Annotated in this window: 16 protein-coding genes, 1 tRNA gene and 1 pseudogene; 8 read left to right on the forward strand and 10 right to left on the reverse strand. The window is 58.6% G+C overall.

The annotated features are described in order from the left end of the window. Positions 1–3: 3 nt before the first annotated feature. Both dapF and PSH78_RS18385 read right to left on the reverse strand, forming a co-directional pair. Positions 4–819 carry a diaminopimelate epimerase gene (gene dapF / locus PSH78_RS18380; protein ID WP_305496005.1) on the reverse strand — a complete coding sequence of 272 codons (816 nt, stop codon included), beginning with the start codon at positions 817–819 and terminating at the stop codon, positions 4–6. 18 nt (positions 820–837) lie between these two features. Then, positions 838–1,644, reverse strand: coding sequence for a helix-turn-helix domain-containing protein (locus tag PSH78_RS18385; protein ID WP_305501317.1), 807 nt, complete (start codon positions 1,642–1,644; stop codon positions 838–840). Between the two features lie 116 nt (positions 1,645–1,760). Between PSH78_RS18385 and PSH78_RS18390 the strand changes: the two genes are divergently transcribed. Both PSH78_RS18390 and PSH78_RS18395 read left to right on the forward strand, forming a co-directional pair. Then, positions 1,761–2,102, forward strand: a complete 342-nt coding sequence (locus tag PSH78_RS18390) for a DUF2834 domain-containing protein (RefSeq protein WP_305496006.1) — start codon at positions 1,761–1,763, stop codon at positions 2,100–2,102. 204 nt (positions 2,103–2,306) lie between these two features. After that, positions 2,307–3,272: a DMT family transporter gene (locus PSH78_RS18395; RefSeq protein WP_305496007.1), complete on the forward strand. Its 966-nt coding sequence runs from the start codon at positions 2,307–2,309 to the stop codon at positions 3,270–3,272. Positions 3,273–3,422: 150 nt separating this feature from the next. Here PSH78_RS18395 and PSH78_RS18400 read toward each other — a convergent pair whose 3' ends face one another. The 4 genes and pseudogenes from PSH78_RS18400 to PSH78_RS18415 form a co-directional block, all read right to left on the reverse strand. Beyond that, positions 3,423–4,379, reverse strand: coding sequence for a 2-hydroxyacid dehydrogenase (locus tag PSH78_RS18400; protein ID WP_305496008.1), 957 nt, complete (start codon positions 4,377–4,379; stop codon positions 3,423–3,425). A 32-nt stretch (positions 4,380–4,411) separates the two neighbouring features. Continuing rightward, positions 4,412–5,170, reverse strand: a complete 759-nt coding sequence (locus PSH78_RS18405; protein WP_305496009.1) for an SDR family oxidoreductase — start codon at positions 5,168–5,170, stop codon at positions 4,412–4,414. A gap of 43 nt (positions 5,171–5,213) precedes the next feature. After that, a pseudogene (locus PSH78_RS18410) lies at positions 5,214–5,912 on the reverse strand (fumarylacetoacetate hydrolase family protein). Positions 5,913–6,014: 102 nt separating this feature from the next. Next, on the reverse strand, positions 6,015–7,364 hold the full coding sequence (locus PSH78_RS18415) for an MFS transporter (RefSeq protein ID WP_305496010.1): 1,350 nt from the start codon (positions 7,362–7,364) through the stop codon (positions 6,015–6,017). 559 nt (positions 7,365–7,923) lie between these two features. Between PSH78_RS18415 and PSH78_RS18420 the strand changes: the two genes are divergently transcribed. Then, entirely contained in the window at positions 7,924–8,856 is a 933-nt protein-coding gene (locus tag PSH78_RS18420) for an AraC family transcriptional regulator (protein ID WP_305496011.1), read from the forward strand. 253 nt (positions 8,857–9,109) lie between these two features. After that, entirely contained in the window at positions 9,110–9,925 is an 816-nt protein-coding gene (locus PSH78_RS18425) for a DUF1206 domain-containing protein (protein ID WP_305496012.1), read from the forward strand. 33 nt (positions 9,926–9,958) lie between these two features. On the opposite strand, the gene PSH78_RS18430 is transcribed toward PSH78_RS18425, so the two are convergent. After that, on the reverse strand, positions 9,959–10,456 hold the full coding sequence (locus PSH78_RS18430) for a nuclear transport factor 2 family protein (protein ID WP_305496013.1): 498 nt from the start codon (positions 10,454–10,456) through the stop codon (positions 9,959–9,961). Between the two features lie 124 nt (positions 10,457–10,580). Beyond that, a complete protein-coding gene (locus PSH78_RS18435) occupies positions 10,581–11,621 on the reverse strand; it encodes a UV damage endonuclease UvsE (RefSeq protein ID WP_305496014.1) in 1,041 nt (346 codons plus the stop codon). Between the two features lie 321 nt (positions 11,622–11,942). On the opposite strand from PSH78_RS18435, the gene PSH78_RS18440 reads away from it, so the two are divergent. Beyond that, positions 11,943–12,125, forward strand: a complete 183-nt coding sequence (locus tag PSH78_RS18440; protein WP_305496015.1) for a hypothetical protein — start codon at positions 11,943–11,945, stop codon at positions 12,123–12,125. Positions 12,126–12,263: 138 nt separating this feature from the next. On the opposite strand, the gene PSH78_RS18445 is transcribed toward PSH78_RS18440, so the two are convergent. Then, positions 12,264–12,353: transfer RNA gene (locus tag PSH78_RS18445), tRNA-Ser, on the reverse strand. Positions 12,354–12,661: 308 nt separating this feature from the next. On the opposite strand from PSH78_RS18445, the gene PSH78_RS18450 reads away from it, so the two are divergent. The 3 genes from PSH78_RS18450 to PSH78_RS18460 all read left to right on the forward strand — a co-directional run bounded on the left by PSH78_RS18450 (position 12,662) and on the right by PSH78_RS18460 (position 15,497). After that, the gene (locus PSH78_RS18450) at positions 12,662–13,351 is read left to right on the forward strand and encodes a crotonase/enoyl-CoA hydratase family protein (protein WP_305496016.1); all 690 of its coding nucleotides are present in this window, start codon (positions 12,662–12,664) and stop codon (positions 13,349–13,351) included. Between the two features lie 316 nt (positions 13,352–13,667). Then, positions 13,668–14,390 (forward strand): 1-acylglycerol-3-phosphate O-acyltransferase, encoded by a 723-nt coding sequence (locus PSH78_RS18455; protein WP_305496017.1) that lies wholly within the window; start codon positions 13,668–13,670, stop codon positions 14,388–14,390. Between the two features lie 135 nt (positions 14,391–14,525). Next, positions 14,526–15,497 (forward strand): magnesium and cobalt transport protein CorA, encoded by a 972-nt coding sequence (locus PSH78_RS18460; protein WP_305496018.1) that lies wholly within the window; start codon positions 14,526–14,528, stop codon positions 15,495–15,497. An 89-nt stretch (positions 15,498–15,586) separates the two neighbouring features. Here the strand turns inward: PSH78_RS18460 and PSH78_RS18465 are convergent, their stop codons facing one another. Beyond that, entirely contained in the window at positions 15,587–16,321 is a 735-nt protein-coding gene (locus PSH78_RS18465; RefSeq protein WP_305496019.1) for an amidotransferase, read from the reverse strand. Positions 16,322–16,334 lie beyond the last annotated feature (13 nt).

The following is a 16,334-nucleotide window of genomic DNA, read 5'->3' on the forward strand; positions in this document are numbered from 1 at the left end:
GACTCAGCGATAACTCATCGTCCCTGAGAAACTTGCCTCCACCGGCCCGATCAGAAAGACCGAACCTACGCCGTCCCATTGCACCGTCACGTTTCCGCCATCACATTCAACTTCGACGGTACTGTCCAGCAGTCCACGACGGATTCCGTTGACAACCGCGCCGCATGAGCAAGAACCTGAACCCAGCGCGATGCCCGCCCCGCGCTCCCAGATGCGCAACCGGATATGCGTGCGCTCAACGACCTGGACGAAATGAACGTTGGTCTTGAGTGGAAATAGCGGGTGGGTTTCGATGGCCGGTCCGATCGTGGCGATATCAACGTCAGCCAGGTCGTCGACAAAATAAGTGCAATGCGGGTTGCCCATGCTGCACGCCGCTGGACTACCGGCAAGGGGCAGAACAGCGGAGTCCAGGTCCTGCGACAGGGGGATGTCCGCCCAGCCGCAAAGCGGCACGCCCATGTCGACGGAGATATCGCCGCTTGGCATCCGCTCGCAAGTCAGCAGACCGCGATTGGTGCGTAGCGCTATCGAAGCAACACTGGCTTCGCGCATGAGCAGGTCCGCCGCCCCGCGCGTCGCGCTGCCACAAACATCCAGCGCGGAGCCATCTGCGTTCCAGAACATCACCCGCGCATCGGCATCGTCACAATCGAGCAGCACCGCGAGTTGATTGAAGCCCACGCCGCGGTTCCGATCCCCCATCCGCCGCGCCATCGCACTGGTCATCGGACTGGGCGAGTTTCGCGAATCGACGATGACGAAATCGTCGCCATTGGCGTGCATTTTTTGAAAGTTGAGATTGAGTGTCGGTTGCATGTTTTCTTCCCTGACTTGTTAGCGTTGCGTCTGCTCGTACGCCTTGGTCATGACCTCCCAGGTCTTGGCGTCGGCAGGAATGAGATGTTCGATACGCAACGAGCTCATCGTGATGTCGAGCGGCATACCGAAGGTAGTGAATGTCGACATGAACGTCAGCTCGCCATGGGGCGACTCGACCTGCGTCAGCAACAACGGAGGCAGATCGTCAGCCAGCGCCCCAGCGCTGTATGGAGTCGGCAGGCTCTTCAGAATCCCAGCCAGCGCAGGATTGTTCAAGGCTTCCCGAGAGGCCCGTTGCCATGCCACTAATCTTATTTCCTCGGCGTTGCTCAGATGGTCGCCCAAGCCGCCGGGCTGCAGCAGCGTCACCAAGAGATTGAGTCCATCTGCGACATCCCTGGCAAGACCCACCAGATCGAACAGGATACCCGCGCTGGCGTTGGCTGCAAGGATCTCCCATTGAGCACTCAGGACAATCGCCGGCGCGGGATTATTGGCATGGAGGATGTGATCAATGGCATCACGTACCACTTCCATTGTCGATGATGTGAGCGGCGTCGTTTCGTAGCGAGGGGCGTAGCCGCTGGCGAGGAAGATGCCGTTGCATTGCTCCAAAGGTACGTCCAGGGCAGTCAATAAGTTATGCAGAGTGCCAGGGCTTGGTTTGGCGCGCCCCGTCTCGATGCAGCTCAGGTGACGCTGAGATATCCCTGTTATCAGTGCGCAATCCAATTGACTCAGTCCGGCCTGTTGGCGCAAGTGACGCAGTTGCGCACCGGCTGAAGTTGGCGGCGTTGCTCGGGAAATGGGTCGATTGGTCATCCATTGACTCTGGCATTGCAGGTGGGCGGCGTCGATGACCTCGGAGGTCATTGAAACCATGATGGTCAACTCACTAGGCTGCCTCCCTGATCAACGAACCTGTCCCGGGAGGCAAAGTGAAGAAGCCTTATATCGCACTTGTTACGCTGCTGTTTTTTTCCGTTTACACGGCGTGCGCATTGTTGCTAGCCGAGCAATCGCTCTGGGCATTCGGCGTCAGACTCATGTCCAGCCCAGACACCGCGCAAGTAGTCATCGACCTTTATCTGCTCGCCTGCATGGCATGCATCTGGATGTACCGGGACACATGCGCAAGAGGCAAATCGCTCGTATCGTTGCTACCTTACATCGTGGTCACGGCCATCTTTGTATCAATCGGTCCATTGCTGTACATCGTCGTTAACGGATTTGGACGTCAATCGCCGGTGACGGTTACACCTGCTCATCCGCCTTCTTGAACCACGCTTCAGGCATTATTACCCAAACTTCCTTGGGCATTTCCTCCAGCCCCCGCTGCTGTCAAACATCCAGGGCCCAACGACGGTCGAGAAGAACGCGATGTCAACGCAGGATTTTATAGAAGCTACGCGGATTCGCTGCAAGGGTTGTACTGAACCAAGGCAGTCGTTGCTCAATGGGCGATATGTCGGCGGGCACGACTGATGATGCGGGTCCACTCGAGCCTCATCGTCGGATTGGCCCTCGCGGTAGTCGCGACGCTGAGCTGGGCGCTGAACTTCATTGCGCCCTACGTCACCGGGGCCTACACAATCTATGATTTGATGATCGTAAGATTCCTGATCGCCGGAGCGCTGGGCCTGGGTGTCGTGCTGCTCTACCGGGCCCGACTTCGGCTCCTGTGCCTCGATCAGATGCTCCTGGCCGCAGGCCTGGGTGTGATCGGCTATCTCGGCTACAGCGCGTGCATCGCCGCCGGTATCATTTTCGGTGGGCCGGTGCTGACCCCGGCCTTTATTGGCATGGTGCCGGTCCTGCTGGCACTGCTGGGCAACGCCACGACCAAAACCCTTCAGTGGCGCAAACTGGCGATCCCATTGGTTTTTCTGACCGTGGGCCTGCTGCTGTCCAATCTCGGCGCTGTCCATCAACCCGTTGCAAACCAGGGATCCTGGCTGATGGGTTTGCTGTTTTCTATCGGTGCCGTGAGCTTGTGGCTCGCGTTCAGTTGGTTGAATCAACGCGCCTTGTTGAACCTATCGCCCAACGCCTCGGGCGTATGGACAGGCCTCATGATGGCAGGCGCGGGAATCGGCACCGTGTGCCTGTTACCGACGATACAAGCGTTCGACCTGCTCGAACTGCCGCGCGTGGGTTTCAGTCTTTCCGTTGCAGGGCACTTGTACCTCTGGAGTTTCGTTATTGCGCTGATGTCATCCCTCGTCGGCGCCTGGGCCTGGAACGCCGCGTCCCGGCGCCTGCCCATGGTGCTTTCCGGGCAATTGATCGCCCTGGAGTCGCTGTTCGCGACACTGCTTGGCTTGTGGTTTCATGGCCGGCTGCCGACGCTTCTGGAAATGTCGGGGCTTGCTGCGGTGCTTGTCGGGGTGATCATGGCGGTGCGTATCATCCTGACTTCGCGTGGATCGACGATGGCCCGTGTCCCTTGATCAGCAGATGTTTTTTAACAACTTTTGTTTGTTGGCGAATGTAAGCTCCATTGTGGGAACCCCGCGATTCCATTTCGCAATGCGGTTCCCACCTGGATACGCCTGACGCAAGCGCATCTCCATGAATGCCTTTCCGATGCGCCCCGCTCGTCAACCCGTCACGCACCCCTGAGGGACTTTTCCAGCAAAACTGTCCACCAGGCTCGCCACCACCATTTCGCCCATTCGCGTGCGGGTCTGCAGCGTCGCGCTCGCCCTGTGCGGTTGCAGCACCACTTGCTCGTTACCAAACAACGCTTCAGGCACGTTCGGCTCATCGACAAACACATCCAGCGCGGCACCGGCAATGTCACCGGCGGCCAGGGCGGCTACCAGGTCCGGCTCGTTGACCAGTTTGCCGCGGGCCACGTTGATCAGGTAACCGCCCTTGCCCAAGGCACGCAACACCTCGGCATTGATGATCGCTTCACCTTTGTCGGCGGCTGCGGCGAGAATCAATGCATCGCTTTCGCTCGCCAGTTGCTTGAGATCGGCAACGAAGGTGTGACTGACATCGCTCATGGGTTGCAGGTCGGTGTAACGGATCGGGCACCCGAATGCGGCGGCTCGGGTTGCCACGGCGCGGCCGACGCGGCCCATGCCGACGATGCCGATGCGCATGCCGGACACTTGCCGGGCCAATGGCAACGGCGCCAGCGGCGTCGGGCTGTGGGGCCATTGGCCCGAGCGCACGTAACGATCCCCGGTGCACAGGCCACGGCACACGGCAATCAACAAACCGATCGCCAGGTCGGCGACATCTTCGGTCAGCGCACCGACGGTGGCGGTCACGCGTATGCCACGATCACGGGCGTAGGCCAGGTCCACCGCATCGGTGCCCACGCCGTTGACCGCGACGATTTCCAGCCTGGGCAATTGCGCCATGAGCGCCTGGCTGATGCCGGTGTGCCCGCCGGTAATCACGCCGCGAATATTGCCACCATAGGTTTGCAGATAGGCGGGTTTATCCGCCTGTTCGAAATAGCGCCGGACCGTGAACAGCTCGTTGAGCCGGGCATTGATTTCCGGGATCAGGATCGGGCTGAGCTGGAGAATTTCTGGCTTCATTTAAACCTCGCGTAACGAATGAAAACGCCGGCTCAACCGCGGCCGGCAAAAGGCATGGCGGTGGCCATGACGGTCATGTTCAGGACGTTGGCCGACAGCGGCAGGCCCGCGATGTAGCGCACGGCATCGGCCACATGCTTGACGTCGACCATGGGCTCCACGGCGATGCTGCCGTTGGCCTGGCGTACACCTCGGGTCATCCGCTCGGACATCTCCGTGAGGGCGTTGCCGATGTCGATCTGGCTGCAGGCTATGTTGTATTCGCGCCCGTCCAGTGCCAGGGATTTGGTCAGCCCCAACACCGCATGCTTGCTGGCGGTATAGGCGCTGCTGAAAGGTCTCGGGGTATGGGCCGAGATCGAACCGTTATTGATGATGCGGCCGCCCTGGGGCTGCTGTCGGCGCATCAGGCCGAAGGCGCCACGGGCACAGAGAAAGACCCCGTTGAGGTTGGTGTCGATTACGTTTCGCCATTGCTCGAACGTCAGCTCGTCCAACGGCACGGCGGGTGCGTTGACCCCAGCGTTGTTGAACATCACGTCCAGACGCCCATAGGCCTCGTTGATGGCTGCAAACAGTGCATCGACGCTGGCCGGGTCACGCACGTCGGTGGGCACCGCCAGCGCCTCGCGTCCCTCGCAGGCCGCGAGTTCGACCAATGCCAGCAACGGTTCCGGACGGCGCCCGGCCAACACCAGCGTATAGCCATCCTGCAACAGGCCCAAGGCCACGGCGCGCCCGATCCCGCTGCCCGCGCCGGTGACCAGCGCCACTTTCAAACTGTTTGTCATGACGTGCGTTTCCTTTTATCGAATCAGTATGAGATGCGTGAGGTCATGGTCGCGGGCCGACGCGCATCTCCAATTGCCCGATGCCATCGATGCCGGCCGTGATCACGTCGCCCGGTTGCAACACATCGACGCCAGCCGGGCTGCCCGTCATGATCAGGTCGCCGGCCCGCAGCGCCACCGACTGGGAAATCCTGCTGATCATCTCGCTGACCGACCAGATCTGATTGTCCAGGCTGTCGCGCTGGCGCTCCTGGCCATTCACGTTCAGCCACAGTTCACCATCGGGATGACCCGCCCGGGCGACCGGCACGACGGCAGTCATCGGCGCGGCGCCGTCGAACACCTTCGCCCCTTCCCACGGCAGGCCATTGCGCTTGGCCGCCAACTGGACATCGCGCCGGGTCAGGTCAAGCCCAGCGGCATAGCCCCAGACATACGCGAGCGCCTGGCTTTGCGGGATATTCGCCCCGCCCTCGCCAATGGCGACGACCAATTCGATTTCATGAACAAATGCTTCTGTCACGGTAGGAAAAAAGGCGCCTCACTCACCGACCGCGTCGATGACGCAGGTCGAGGGTTTCATGAAAAACACCGGAGGCAGCCGGTCCTGGCCCTGGGCGTCCGGCCAGGGATAATTGCGACCGACACAGAAAACCCGGCCGACGGGGAAACGCTGCTCAGTGCCGACCACCGGCAGGGTTACGGGAAGGTCCGGCGTAAAGACGTATTCGGGCATGTTCATCCTGTCAAAAGTCCTCGTGGAAGCATCAGCGTACGGCGGCAATTCCCAGTGAAGTTGGACGAATGCCGCCTCGTATTGGAGAAAAACAGTTTTTTCCTGTGTTCAGCGGGCCTTGAGTTCGATGCGATACAAACGCCCGAGCAGCAGCGAATAAGACAAGGTGCCGATCAGCGCCACGCCACCGATAAACCAGAAGGCCAAGGCAAACGAGCCGGTCTTGTGGACGATTGCACCAATCACGATGGGAGTGACGATGCCGCCGATGTTGGCGGCCAGGCTGGTGACCCCGCCGGTCAGTCCGATCAGTTCCTTGGGGGCCACTTCCGATACGGCAGCCCAGGAGGAGGAAGCAATGCCTTGGGCAAAGAAGGCGATGGTCAACACGGCGATGCAGATCACGTTCGAATCAGTGAAATTCACCAGGACGATGGACATGCCCAGCATCGATCCGACCACCAAAGGCAACTTGCGGGCAAACGACAGCGAATAACCGCGGCGGATCAGCAGGTCGGAAATGATCCCGGCAAGCAGAATGCCCACCGTCGCGCCCACGAACGGCAGCACGGCGAAGATCCCGGCCTTGATCATGGTCAGTTGTCGTTCTTCGATCAGGTACGTCGGGAACCAGGTGAGGAAGAAGTACAGCGCCGAGGTGCTGGCGAACTTGCCAATGCAAATCGCCCAGACTTGCCGATAGCTGAACAGCTCGGCGATCTGCCGCCAGTTGAAGCGAGTACGCTCCTGGCTGCTCTTGACCAGCCCTCCTCCGGCTTCGATGTACTTGAGCTCTTCCTTGCTGACTTTCTTGCAGTTCATCGGGTCGCGATACAGGTACAGCCAGGCAATACCAAAGACGATACCGAGTGCACCGGTGCTGTAGAAAACGTGTCGCCAATCGTAGGTCGTCGCCAACCATAACAGCGCACCGGTAAACAGCGCCGTACCCAAATACTGGCCACACACATAGATGCTGCTGGCCAAGCCTCGTTCCCGCGCCGGGAACCACACCGTGACCGCCCGGCTGTTGGCCGGAAATGCCGGAGCCTCCATCGCACCGACGGCCAGGCGCAAGCCGAACAGCGAAGCGAATCCCGTGGCAAAGCCCTGGCAGACGGTGACGGTCGACCAACTGATCAGCGACACCCCATAGGTAAACCGTGAGCCGAAGCGATCGGCAATGAAACCAGCGGGCACCAGGGCCAGCGCGTAGGTCCAGGCGAATGCGGAAAAGATCAGGCCCATTTCGATCTTGTCCAGACCAAGATCCTTGGCCAGGAAAGGCGCGGCGATCGAGATGTTCACCCGGTCGATGTAGTTGATGATCGTCGCGATCAACAGCAACGAGAGCATGAACCAGCGCCGCCGCGACGGCAGGCGCTCGGGCACCACGGCGTCCCGCGCGCGGGCGAGGCCTGGTGGCGCGGTCGTTTGGGAGGTGTGTGAATTCGACATGGATGGACCTCGTTATTGTTAGATAGAGTCGAGTTATTGGCGAGCAGGCAAAAGCCATTGCCCTCGGGTATCCGGGGCAGGAACATCACAGATTGAGTGGGCTTGAATGGCCGGCGTCAGACGCTCGGAAAACCCAGGCAACAGCAGCGTGCGGGCTGGAAGACGCAAGGGTCCGGGAGAAATGGGAACAGATTCATGATGTGCGCACCTTGGGTTGTTTTTGGACTGAGTCGGGCTGCGTTGCCCAACAGTGGTCGTACAACCTGGCAAAATCAATTGATGCGTTAGATCGTTTTCTCCTCCAAAAACAACCAACAACAAACCTGTCCAAGAAAAATCGCGAACGTAACAATTTCCTTCAGCAGTTTTGTCTCGCATAACCAGCTGTTTTTTCAGTGAAAATATGAGAAGTCGGTGCTCATAGTTTTTTGGACAAGCAGCCTCGCCCTCTTCAGCCAAAAAAATCTGCTCAGCTCAACGTCATCGTATAACTAGTTGTAAAGGCGCCAAGTCCTTGGTCACAATCCCGCCATGAGTACCTGTAGAGGATTCCCTGGAGATGTCAGTGCCGAACCGAGTCCCCACCTACGTCATGCAGCAACGCAGCGAATTGACAGACTTCTACATCCGCGACAAAAAAGGGCGACGCGCCGAAACCAGCCCTCATCGCCACGAATATTTCCAGATCCAGATCAACCTCGGCGGCGACACCGTGCAGCACATCGGCAATGTCGAGCGTCCATTTCCGCGCAACACCCTGGCCTTCATCCTGCCCCACCGAGTGCATGTGATTCCGCATCCGGCACAGAGCAATTTCATCGTAATCAACTTCTCCCAGACCTTCCTGCTGCCACACTTGCAGTGCGACCCCATGGATCTGGAAGAGGTTTCGATCCTGCTAGCGCCCGAGCTGTCGCCGTTCCGCTTTCAGGAACATCTGGACTTCATCCTCGGCGACGAAGATTTCGCCAAGGTATGCGCGTTGATCACGCAGATGCGCGCCCTGGATGAGAACCGCCAGTTCGGTACTCGCGAAATGCTCAAGGGCTTGTTGTTGCAGCTGATCGGCAGCGTCTGCGCCGTGTACGCCGAGCCACTCAAGCGCTTGGCCGAAGAGAACGCGGCGGAAGTCAGCCGGCGTGATGCGCTGGGCAGAATGTCCGAGTACCTGCGGAAAAACATCGCCGATCCCGACCTCAACCTGATCAAGGTTGCCGCCGCGACTTACCTGTCACCGACCTACCTCACCCACTGGCTGCGCAAGGAGATCGGCAAGACGTTCACCGAACTGGTGCTCGAACGCAGAATGCATGCCGCACGCAATTATTTGCTCAACGGCACCCGTCCGGTGGGCGAAGTGGCGAGGTTGTGCGGCTTTGCCGACGAGGCTTATTTTTCCAGGCGTTTTCGCCAGATTCACGGACAGCCACCGGGTCAGTTCCGGCGGCAGCAACTCAACCCGGACACCCCGCAATCGCCGCTGAATACCTGAGAAATCAGAGAGCAGGATCGGTGCCCCAGACGCAAACGCTGCACAACAAACAGAAGCAAGCCTGAAGTGCTGTATTGAAAGGTGATTGCTAAAAAACCCTGAAGACCGGAGCCCAACTGATCCGCGAGACCGACATGCAGTGCGGTGGGTCAGTTGGCCTTGAATCGGGCCAATGGGTCAGCGCCCCATCTTCAATCGAACCCCTAACGGCGCCATGGGTCTGCTTTTCTATCATTGTCGCGGAATCGATCCCATGTCCCCACACCAGAGCCTGGTGCTACTGGCCCGAGGCGGTTATGCCGCTCGTGGCGTTATCTATCTCATCGTCGGCATTCTTGCCCTGCTGGCGGCCCAAGACTCCACCAAACCGAAGGACAGTCACAAAAGCCTGGAGATGTTGCTGAGCCAGCCCTTCGGCCATGCCTTGGTCGGGCTGGTGGTAGCGGGCCTGCTTGCCTTCGCCGGCTGGCGCATCTTGCAAGCCACGCGCGACGTTGATCATCACGGCACGCAGTTCAAGGGCCTGGTGATTCGCGCCGGGTTGCTGGCGGGCGGCCTGGTCAATGGCGCGCTGGCATTCTTTGCCTTGGGCCTGCTGATTAGCGGCTTGAAAAGCTCCGGGAACTCCGGCGGTGGGCAAACCCAGGACCTGCTGGCGCGCATCCTCTCCTGGGACCATTCGAACCTTGTGGTTTACCTCGTCGCCCTGGTGCCGCTGGGCGTCGGCATTGCCCACATCATCAAAGGCTGGAAGGCCTCGTTCGAAAAATACTTCGAGGCTGACGAAGAAGTCATGCGTTATGTGCGGCCGGTATCGCGCTTCGGCCTGATCGCCCGCGGGGTGGTGTTTATCGAGATCGCCGTGCTGCTGATCATCAGTGGCTCGGCCTATAAAGCCGTGGACCCGCCCGGCATGAAAGATGCCCTCGATGCGTTGCAGAATCTGCCGGCCGGAGGCCTGGTGTTGATGGTGATAGCCCTGGGGCTGATTGCCTTTTCGGTCTATAGCTTCTCCGAGGCGGCGTGGCGCAAGATCAATATGGATGTGCCAGGAGTAGCGCACACATAACTCAACTTGCGCCGTTGCGATGTCAGGTGCCCTCTACTGCGCAGGCGTTACCCGGCGCATGAGCTCATTCAACGCGTAGGTGTCGAGGAAGGCCATCGCCTGAATAATCCGGCCATCCTTGAAGGTCAGTTGCCACAGGTAGGTGTTGTTGTAGGGTTTGCGATCGAGAGCTGTCGCAGTGCCGCTCCACAGGACGACGACAATGTCGTCCTGGGCGATGATGCTCTGCACCGTGGGGGAAATTGGTGTCGCCAGTCGGGCGCTGATCGGGCGCACGGCCTGTTCGATCAGCTCGGTCTTGCTGTCATACACGCCGGAAACCGGGCTCGATCCGGCGACTGTCCAGACCGCATCGGGCGCCAGCAGGTCGAAGACCGTGCCTTTGCCCTGCTGCCAGTTCGCGAACGCCTGGCGGACCAGATTCGTATTGGCCTCTTGAGTGTTTTCCGAAGCCCAGGAGGTGTTCGTGGAAAGCATTAAAGCCAACACAACAACCTGGGCACGCCAGGCCAGACTTTTCCATGTAGTCATGATGTCTACCTCACGGCAATACAGTTGATAAAAGTTCTTCCTGAGAACCTTAACGGCATGTGCCTGGAGGCTTTTGCTCGATACTGCTGTGGGGTTGCCTGATGCTGTTCGCAGGTCGTTTGATCTATGCGCAGGGATGAAGATAAGGCCGAGCGACATCTTCATAAAATGCCTGCGCAGCCAGATTCTTGTCTTTCGCCTCCAACATGATGTCGAAACGGTCGAGAAACTTGAGCGCGTATGCGTTGGTCCAGCGATTCCACATCTGATCACTGTGACCGTACAAGTCACGTTTGGACACTACCTTTAATAACGCATCCATCTCGAGCTTTTTGCCTGCATCGAAACCCAATTCCTGCAATCGCTCCGGCGGCTGCGAATAATGCATGGTGGGCCGAACCCCACGCCAACTTTCGATGATGCGTTCGACTCGCGGGGAGTCCGGTGCGATGTAATCGTTCTCGTTGATCCAACAGTGATGAATATCCAGCACGACGGCGGCAAGGTCAGCCAGTTGCAGGCAATCATCGACGCCGTAGGTCTTCTCCTCGTTTTCGAAGGTGATGCAATTGCGCGCCACCTCCGACAACCGCGGCCAGACCGAACGGATCCCCTCGCCCCCGAGGCGCCCGGCGATGTGCACGTTGCATTTGAAGTCCTGGAAGCGCCGACCGTAACCCATCATCCGGATCATGTCGGCGTGGTACTCGAACTCGGCGATGCTGTTCTCCACCACACCCGGTTTATCCGAGCCCAACACACAATACTGGCCAGGGTGGAAGGACAGCCGGATATCCGCCGAACGCGCGAGGTTGCCAATCACAGCGAAGCGTTCTTCCAGCTGGTTTTGAATGGCCCGATCCTGATAGAAAGCGCTCACCTTCGGATGACTGTAGAACGGCAACAGATCACTGCTCAATCGAAGCATGCGCAGGGTTGGCGCAAGCTCGGCAACGTAGGCGATGAGGCGCAGCTGTGCGTCGAGATTGTGCGTCACGACTTCAAGCAGTTTGTCGCGGGCGACTTGGAGAGGGACGCCATCCATCCAGCGTAACGTCGTGGTGCGGGGGTTGTATGGCGCTTCGATGGTCTTTAATGCACTCGCAGCAAGACCGCGATCAGGGTGCCGGTATTGGCAGGCGAAGCCGATTCGGGGGTGGGTCATGGGAGGTCCTGGCCGTCATCCGTGTTGGCGGTAGACATTCTGGTGGCTTAGTTGTCCTTTTTGATTGATTACATGAAAACTGCTTTCGGCGACCTGTTGACCACGCTTGGCGCCGCCAAGAAAAACCGATTGCGATGCGCTCGGCATACCTTGAAACCCAGGTACATGCTGATCGGCGAGCCGCGATGAATTCAAATGGCTATACTTGGGGCAGGAAAAAACTCGCAGCCGTACCTTAAAGGACAATATGGATCTAAGGGCAGCGCACAGAGCGCGACCCGTGGTGACCCCGAAAGGACGAACACCCTGCAGGAATTCAGTATGAGCGGCGCAGAATTGGAAAAGGTCCATGTCGAAATTGCCAAATTGATGGCTGAGACCACAAAGCTCAACGCCGAAGCGGGCAAGATGACTCGCGAAACGTTCTGGTACCCAGTCGCGGTTGCCACCGGTCTGTTCGGTACGGTGGCCACCGTCACCACGCTGCTAATCAAATTCGTCTAACCTGACAGGCTCTGCAAACGCGGGGCCTTCTCACCTTGAGCCCGCATGAAAACCACCATGTCGTCCTTTTTTTAAGGACCAAAAACCACAAACCCCCGACTTTCTCTAGGAAAATCAGGGGTTTGTGTTTACAGAATATGGCGGTGAAGGAGAGATTCGAACTCTCGATACAGTTTCCTGTATACACACTTTCCAGGCGTGCTCCTTAAGCCACTCGGACACTTCACCGTGTCTCGGCAAACTGTTCAGTCTGTCGAGGCGCGCTAATGTAGTCGAAAGCCTTTCCGATGGCAAAGGTTTTTTTCAGAATTTTCATGCGGTTAAGGCCGGTCGGGCATTTCGGACGCGGCGAGGCAGGGCAAACCGGCCAAACTCCGGCTTCGGCTATGGGCGGCCCCAAGGGGCAAGCGCTGGCTGTTGGGCGCTTCGCGAGATTTGGGGCGGAGCGGCGCTGACCGGTGAGTCAGTCACGGCGCTTTACCTGGCCTGCGACGGTGGGTAACGTCTGCTCCACTTCTCTTACAAGGAATAGCGTCATGAGCGACCTGATTGCCTACCATCTCGAAGACGGTATCGCGACCCTGACCTTGAACAATGGCAAGGTCAATGCCATTTCGCCTGATGTGATCGTCGCATTCAACGCTGCGCTGGACCAGGCAGTGGCTGATCGCGCGGTGGTGATCATTACCGGGCAACCGGGGATTCTGTCGGGCGGTTACGATTTGAAGGTGATGACCGCCGGCCCCAAGGAGGCAGTCAGTCTGGTCGCGTCCGGCTCGACCCTGGCCCGTCGTTTGTTGTCGCACCCCTTCCCCGTCGTTGTCGCCTGCCCTGGGCATGCGGTGGCCAAGGGTGCGTTCCTGCTGCTGTCGGCGGACTACCGCATTGGTGTGGAGGGGCCGTTTACCATCGGGCTGAACGAGGTGCAGATCGGCATGACCATGCACCACGCCGGTATCGAGCTGGCCCGTGATCGCTTGCGCAAGTCTGCGTTCCACCGCTCGGTCATCAATGGCGAGATGTTCAATCCGCAGAGCGCCGTGGATGCCGGTTTCCTCGACAAGGTGGTCGCGGCTGACGAGTTGCAAGCTGCGGCACTGGAGGCAGCGCGTCAGTTGAAGAAGATCAACATGACCGCCCACAAGAACACCAAGCTCAAGGTTCGCAAGGCGTTGCTGGATGCATTGGACAGCGCGATTCTGCTGGATCAGGAATACACCGGCTGAACGTTGGCTAAAGGCAATATCGCTCACCGAGAAAACAACGTCCCCGTGGCGAGGGAGCTTGCTCCCGCTGGACTGCGTAGCAGGCCCATTTTCATGAGCGCTTCGCACTCAAGCGGGAGCAAGCTCCCTCGCCACGGGACCGGTGGAGTTTCCCATGGAAACTACTGGGGAATCGGTAACCGCTCTATTCCGCTTCTTACAGTCGTTTAGAAACATACGCTTAAACATCGCCTATCTCCTTCCTCTACAGGCGCAATTGCCGAAAACAGTGCACATCCGTACACTGCGCCACCTTTTGTCCCGATGGGGCCTGTTGATGTTGTTTGCACTGCGTATGTGTCTGATGGGCCTGCATTTTGTTCTGGCGGGTGTGCTGGGTGTGATCCTGGGTTTGTGCCGGCCGTTCAATCCTGACAACAGTCGTTTATGCGCCAGGCTATACGCCCTGCCTGCGATGTGGTTCTTGCGCTTGCGAGTCAAGGCTGAGGTCGACACGCTGGTCAACAAGACTCACGGCTGCGTGATCATTGCCAATCATCAGTCCAACTACGATCTTTTCGTGTTCGGCAACGTGGTGCCGCGTCGTACCGTGTGCATTGGCAAGAAGAGCCTGAAGTGGGTGCCGTTGTTCGGCCAACTGTTCTGGCTGGCGGGGAACGTGTTGATTGATCGCGGCAATGCGATCAAGGCGCGCAAATCGATGCTGACCACCACCCACACGTTGCAGCATGAAAACACGTCCATCTGGGTGTTCCCGGAAGGGACGCGCAACATGGGCGAGGACCTGTTGCCCTTCAAGAAAGGCGCGTTCCAGATGGCGATTGCCGCCGGGGTGCCGATTATCCCGGTGTGCGTTAGCACCTATATCAAGCATATGCGCCTGGATCGCTGGCACGCCGGTGACATTCTCATTCGTTCGCTGCCAGCCATTCCTACCGCAGGCCTGAGCATGGATGACATGCCCCGCCTCATTGCCCAATGCCGCGAACAGATGCGTGAATGCATCGAGACGATGGACCGGCAACTGCGCGTCGCGTAAACAAGAAACCCGCCTTCACGGCGGGTTTTCTTTTGCACCGAACTCGGCGCATTTTGCTGACTCTCAAAGACCATGGCGCGCTAAGCTGCACGTTGCCTGCCACTGCCAATTTCCAAGAAGAAGCGAACCATCATCATGGGTAGAGTCGTTGCTGCTGCGGTTTACAGCGCCGGTAAGAAAGTCACCAATATCACCCTCGACGAAGGCAGTGCCTGGGCTGCAAAACCAGGACATTTTGTCTGGATCGGCCTCGAAGAGCCCAGCACGCTGGAACTGACCAACCTGCAACGCCAGTTCAACCTGCATGAACTGGCAATTGAAGACGCCATGGAGAAGCACAGCCGTCCCAAGCTGGAGACGTTTGGCGATGCGCTGTTCATCGTCACCTATTCGCCGGTACGCGAGAACGGCAAGCTGCAATTCATCGAGACCCATATTTTCGCCGGCAAGGGCTATATCATCACCGCTCGCAACGGCCACTCGGCGTCCTACGCACATGTCCGGCAGCGCTGTGAGGCGCGTCCCATTTTGCTGGAGCATGGGGAGGATTTTGTCCTCTACGCCATCCTCGATTTCGTCATCGAGAACTACCAGCCCGTCGGCGAAGCCATCCACACCGAGATCGATGAACTGGAGCGCAACGTACTGTGCAGCGCCTTGAACGAGCGCGATATCCAGAACCTGCACAGTCTGCGCCGCGACGTGCTACGCCTGCGCCGTTATGCGGCACCTATGGTGGAAATCAGCGAAGAGCTGCAGCGCCTGGACTTTCCGTTCATCGACAAGAACATGACTCCGTATTTCCGCGATGTGCAGATTCATGTCACCCGGCAGATGGAAGACCTGGCGACACTGGCGGACATCGCCAGCCAGACCATCGAGATCGGCGTGTTGCTGGAAGCCTCGCGCCAGAGCGTGGTGCAACGCAAGTTCGCAGCGTGGGCGGCGATCCTGGCATTTCCGACCGCAGTGGCCGGGATCTATGGGATGAACTTCGAAAACATGCCGGAGTTGACTTGGCACTACGGGTATTTCCTGGTGCTCGGGTTTATCGGGGTGGGGTGTACGTCATTGTGGGCGAGTTTCAAGCGATCGGGATGGTTGTAGGATTTGCCGGTGGGATTTGCGTGGCCTTCTTCGCGAGCAGGCTCGCTCCCACATTTGATCTGCTGATCAAATGTGGGATGCCAGGGTAATCAGCCTTGGGCGGCTTCAGCTTGGGGTTTGTGCGCGACGAAACGCATCATCCACTCGGCTACCGTCGTGCCGTGATGTTCCTGTTCAAGGCTCGCCACGCCCTGGCTGTAGATCTGCTCGCCGAGGTGTTGCTGGCGAATTTCCAGCAGGGCCCGGGAATAATCATGGATGAATTCCGGGTGGCCCTGGAAGCACAGGACCTGATCATTGATGTGATAGGCCGCGAATGGGCAGAAATCGCTTGAGGCGATGACCGTGGCATTTTCCGGCAGCTCGGTGACCTGGTCCTGATGACTGATCAACAAAGTCAGTTCTTCCATCACCGGGCTCATCCAGGGCGCCTTTGCCGCGAGTTTGTAACGATGGGTGCCAACGCCCCATCCCTGGCTGGCGCGCTCGGTCTTGCCGCCCAGCAGCAAGGCCAGCAACTGATGACCAAAGCAGACGCCCAGCAGTTTGTCGCCACGCTGGTAGCGGTCCATCAGATAGGTCTTGAGCGTCTGGATCCACGGGTCGCTGCCAAAGGAGTCGGCCTTGCTGCCGGTCACCAGGTAGGCGTCGAATTGCTCGTCATCGCTGGGGTATTGCCCTTCCACCACGTTGTACACGACAAATTCGGCCGCAATGGGCTGTTGCGAAAACAGGCGCTGGAACATCTGCCCGTAACCCTGATATTGCTCGACCAGTTCCGGACGCAGGATATCGGTTTCCAGAATGCAGATGCGTAACGACATAAAAAATACCTGA

The organism is Pseudomonas sp. FP198 (assembly GCF_030687895.1).
In the GTDB taxonomy this organism is placed as follows: Bacteria; Pseudomonadota; Gammaproteobacteria; order Pseudomonadales; family Pseudomonadaceae; genus Aquipseudomonas.

Excerpts from the sequence above, each read along its gene's own strand:
- dapF (WP_305496005.1), bottom strand. The coding sequence starts at position 819 with ATGCAACCGACACTCAATCTCAACTTTCAAAAAATGCACGCCAATGGC.
- PSH78_RS18385 (WP_305501317.1), bottom strand. The coding sequence starts at position 1,644 with ATGACCAATCGACCCATTTCCCGAGCAACGCCGCCAACTTCAGCCGGT.
- PSH78_RS18395 (WP_305496007.1), top strand. The coding sequence starts at position 2,307 with ATGATGCGGGTCCACTCGAGCCTCATCGTCGGATTGGCCCTCGCGGTA.
- PSH78_RS18400 (WP_305496008.1), bottom strand. The coding sequence starts at position 4,379 with ATGAAGCCAGAAATTCTCCAGCTCAGCCCGATCCTGATCCCGGAAATC.
- PSH78_RS18405 (WP_305496009.1), bottom strand. The coding sequence starts at position 5,170 with ATGACAAACAGTTTGAAAGTGGCGCTGGTCACCGGCGCGGGCAGCGGG.
- PSH78_RS18415 (WP_305496010.1), bottom strand. The coding sequence starts at position 7,364 with ATGTCGAATTCACACACCTCCCAAACGACCGCGCCACCAGGCCTCGCC.
- PSH78_RS18420 (WP_305496011.1), top strand. The coding sequence starts at position 7,924 with ATGTCAGTGCCGAACCGAGTCCCCACCTACGTCATGCAGCAACGCAGC.
- PSH78_RS18425 (WP_305496012.1), top strand. The coding sequence starts at position 9,110 with ATGTCCCCACACCAGAGCCTGGTGCTACTGGCCCGAGGCGGTTATGCC.
- PSH78_RS18430 (WP_305496013.1), bottom strand. The coding sequence starts at position 10,456 with ATGACTACATGGAAAAGTCTGGCCTGGCGTGCCCAGGTTGTTGTGTTG.
- PSH78_RS18435 (WP_305496014.1), bottom strand. The coding sequence starts at position 11,621 with ATGACCCACCCCCGAATCGGCTTCGCCTGCCAATACCGGCACCCTGAT.
- PSH78_RS18440 (WP_305496015.1), top strand. The coding sequence starts at position 11,943 with ATGAGCGGCGCAGAATTGGAAAAGGTCCATGTCGAAATTGCCAAATTG.
- PSH78_RS18450 (WP_305496016.1), top strand. The coding sequence starts at position 12,662 with ATGAGCGACCTGATTGCCTACCATCTCGAAGACGGTATCGCGACCCTG.
- PSH78_RS18455 (WP_305496017.1), top strand. The coding sequence starts at position 13,668 with ATGTTGTTTGCACTGCGTATGTGTCTGATGGGCCTGCATTTTGTTCTG.
- PSH78_RS18460 (WP_305496018.1), top strand. The coding sequence starts at position 14,526 with ATGGGTAGAGTCGTTGCTGCTGCGGTTTACAGCGCCGGTAAGAAAGTC.
- PSH78_RS18465 (WP_305496019.1), bottom strand. The coding sequence starts at position 16,321 with ATGTCGTTACGCATCTGCATTCTGGAAACCGATATCCTGCGTCCGGAA.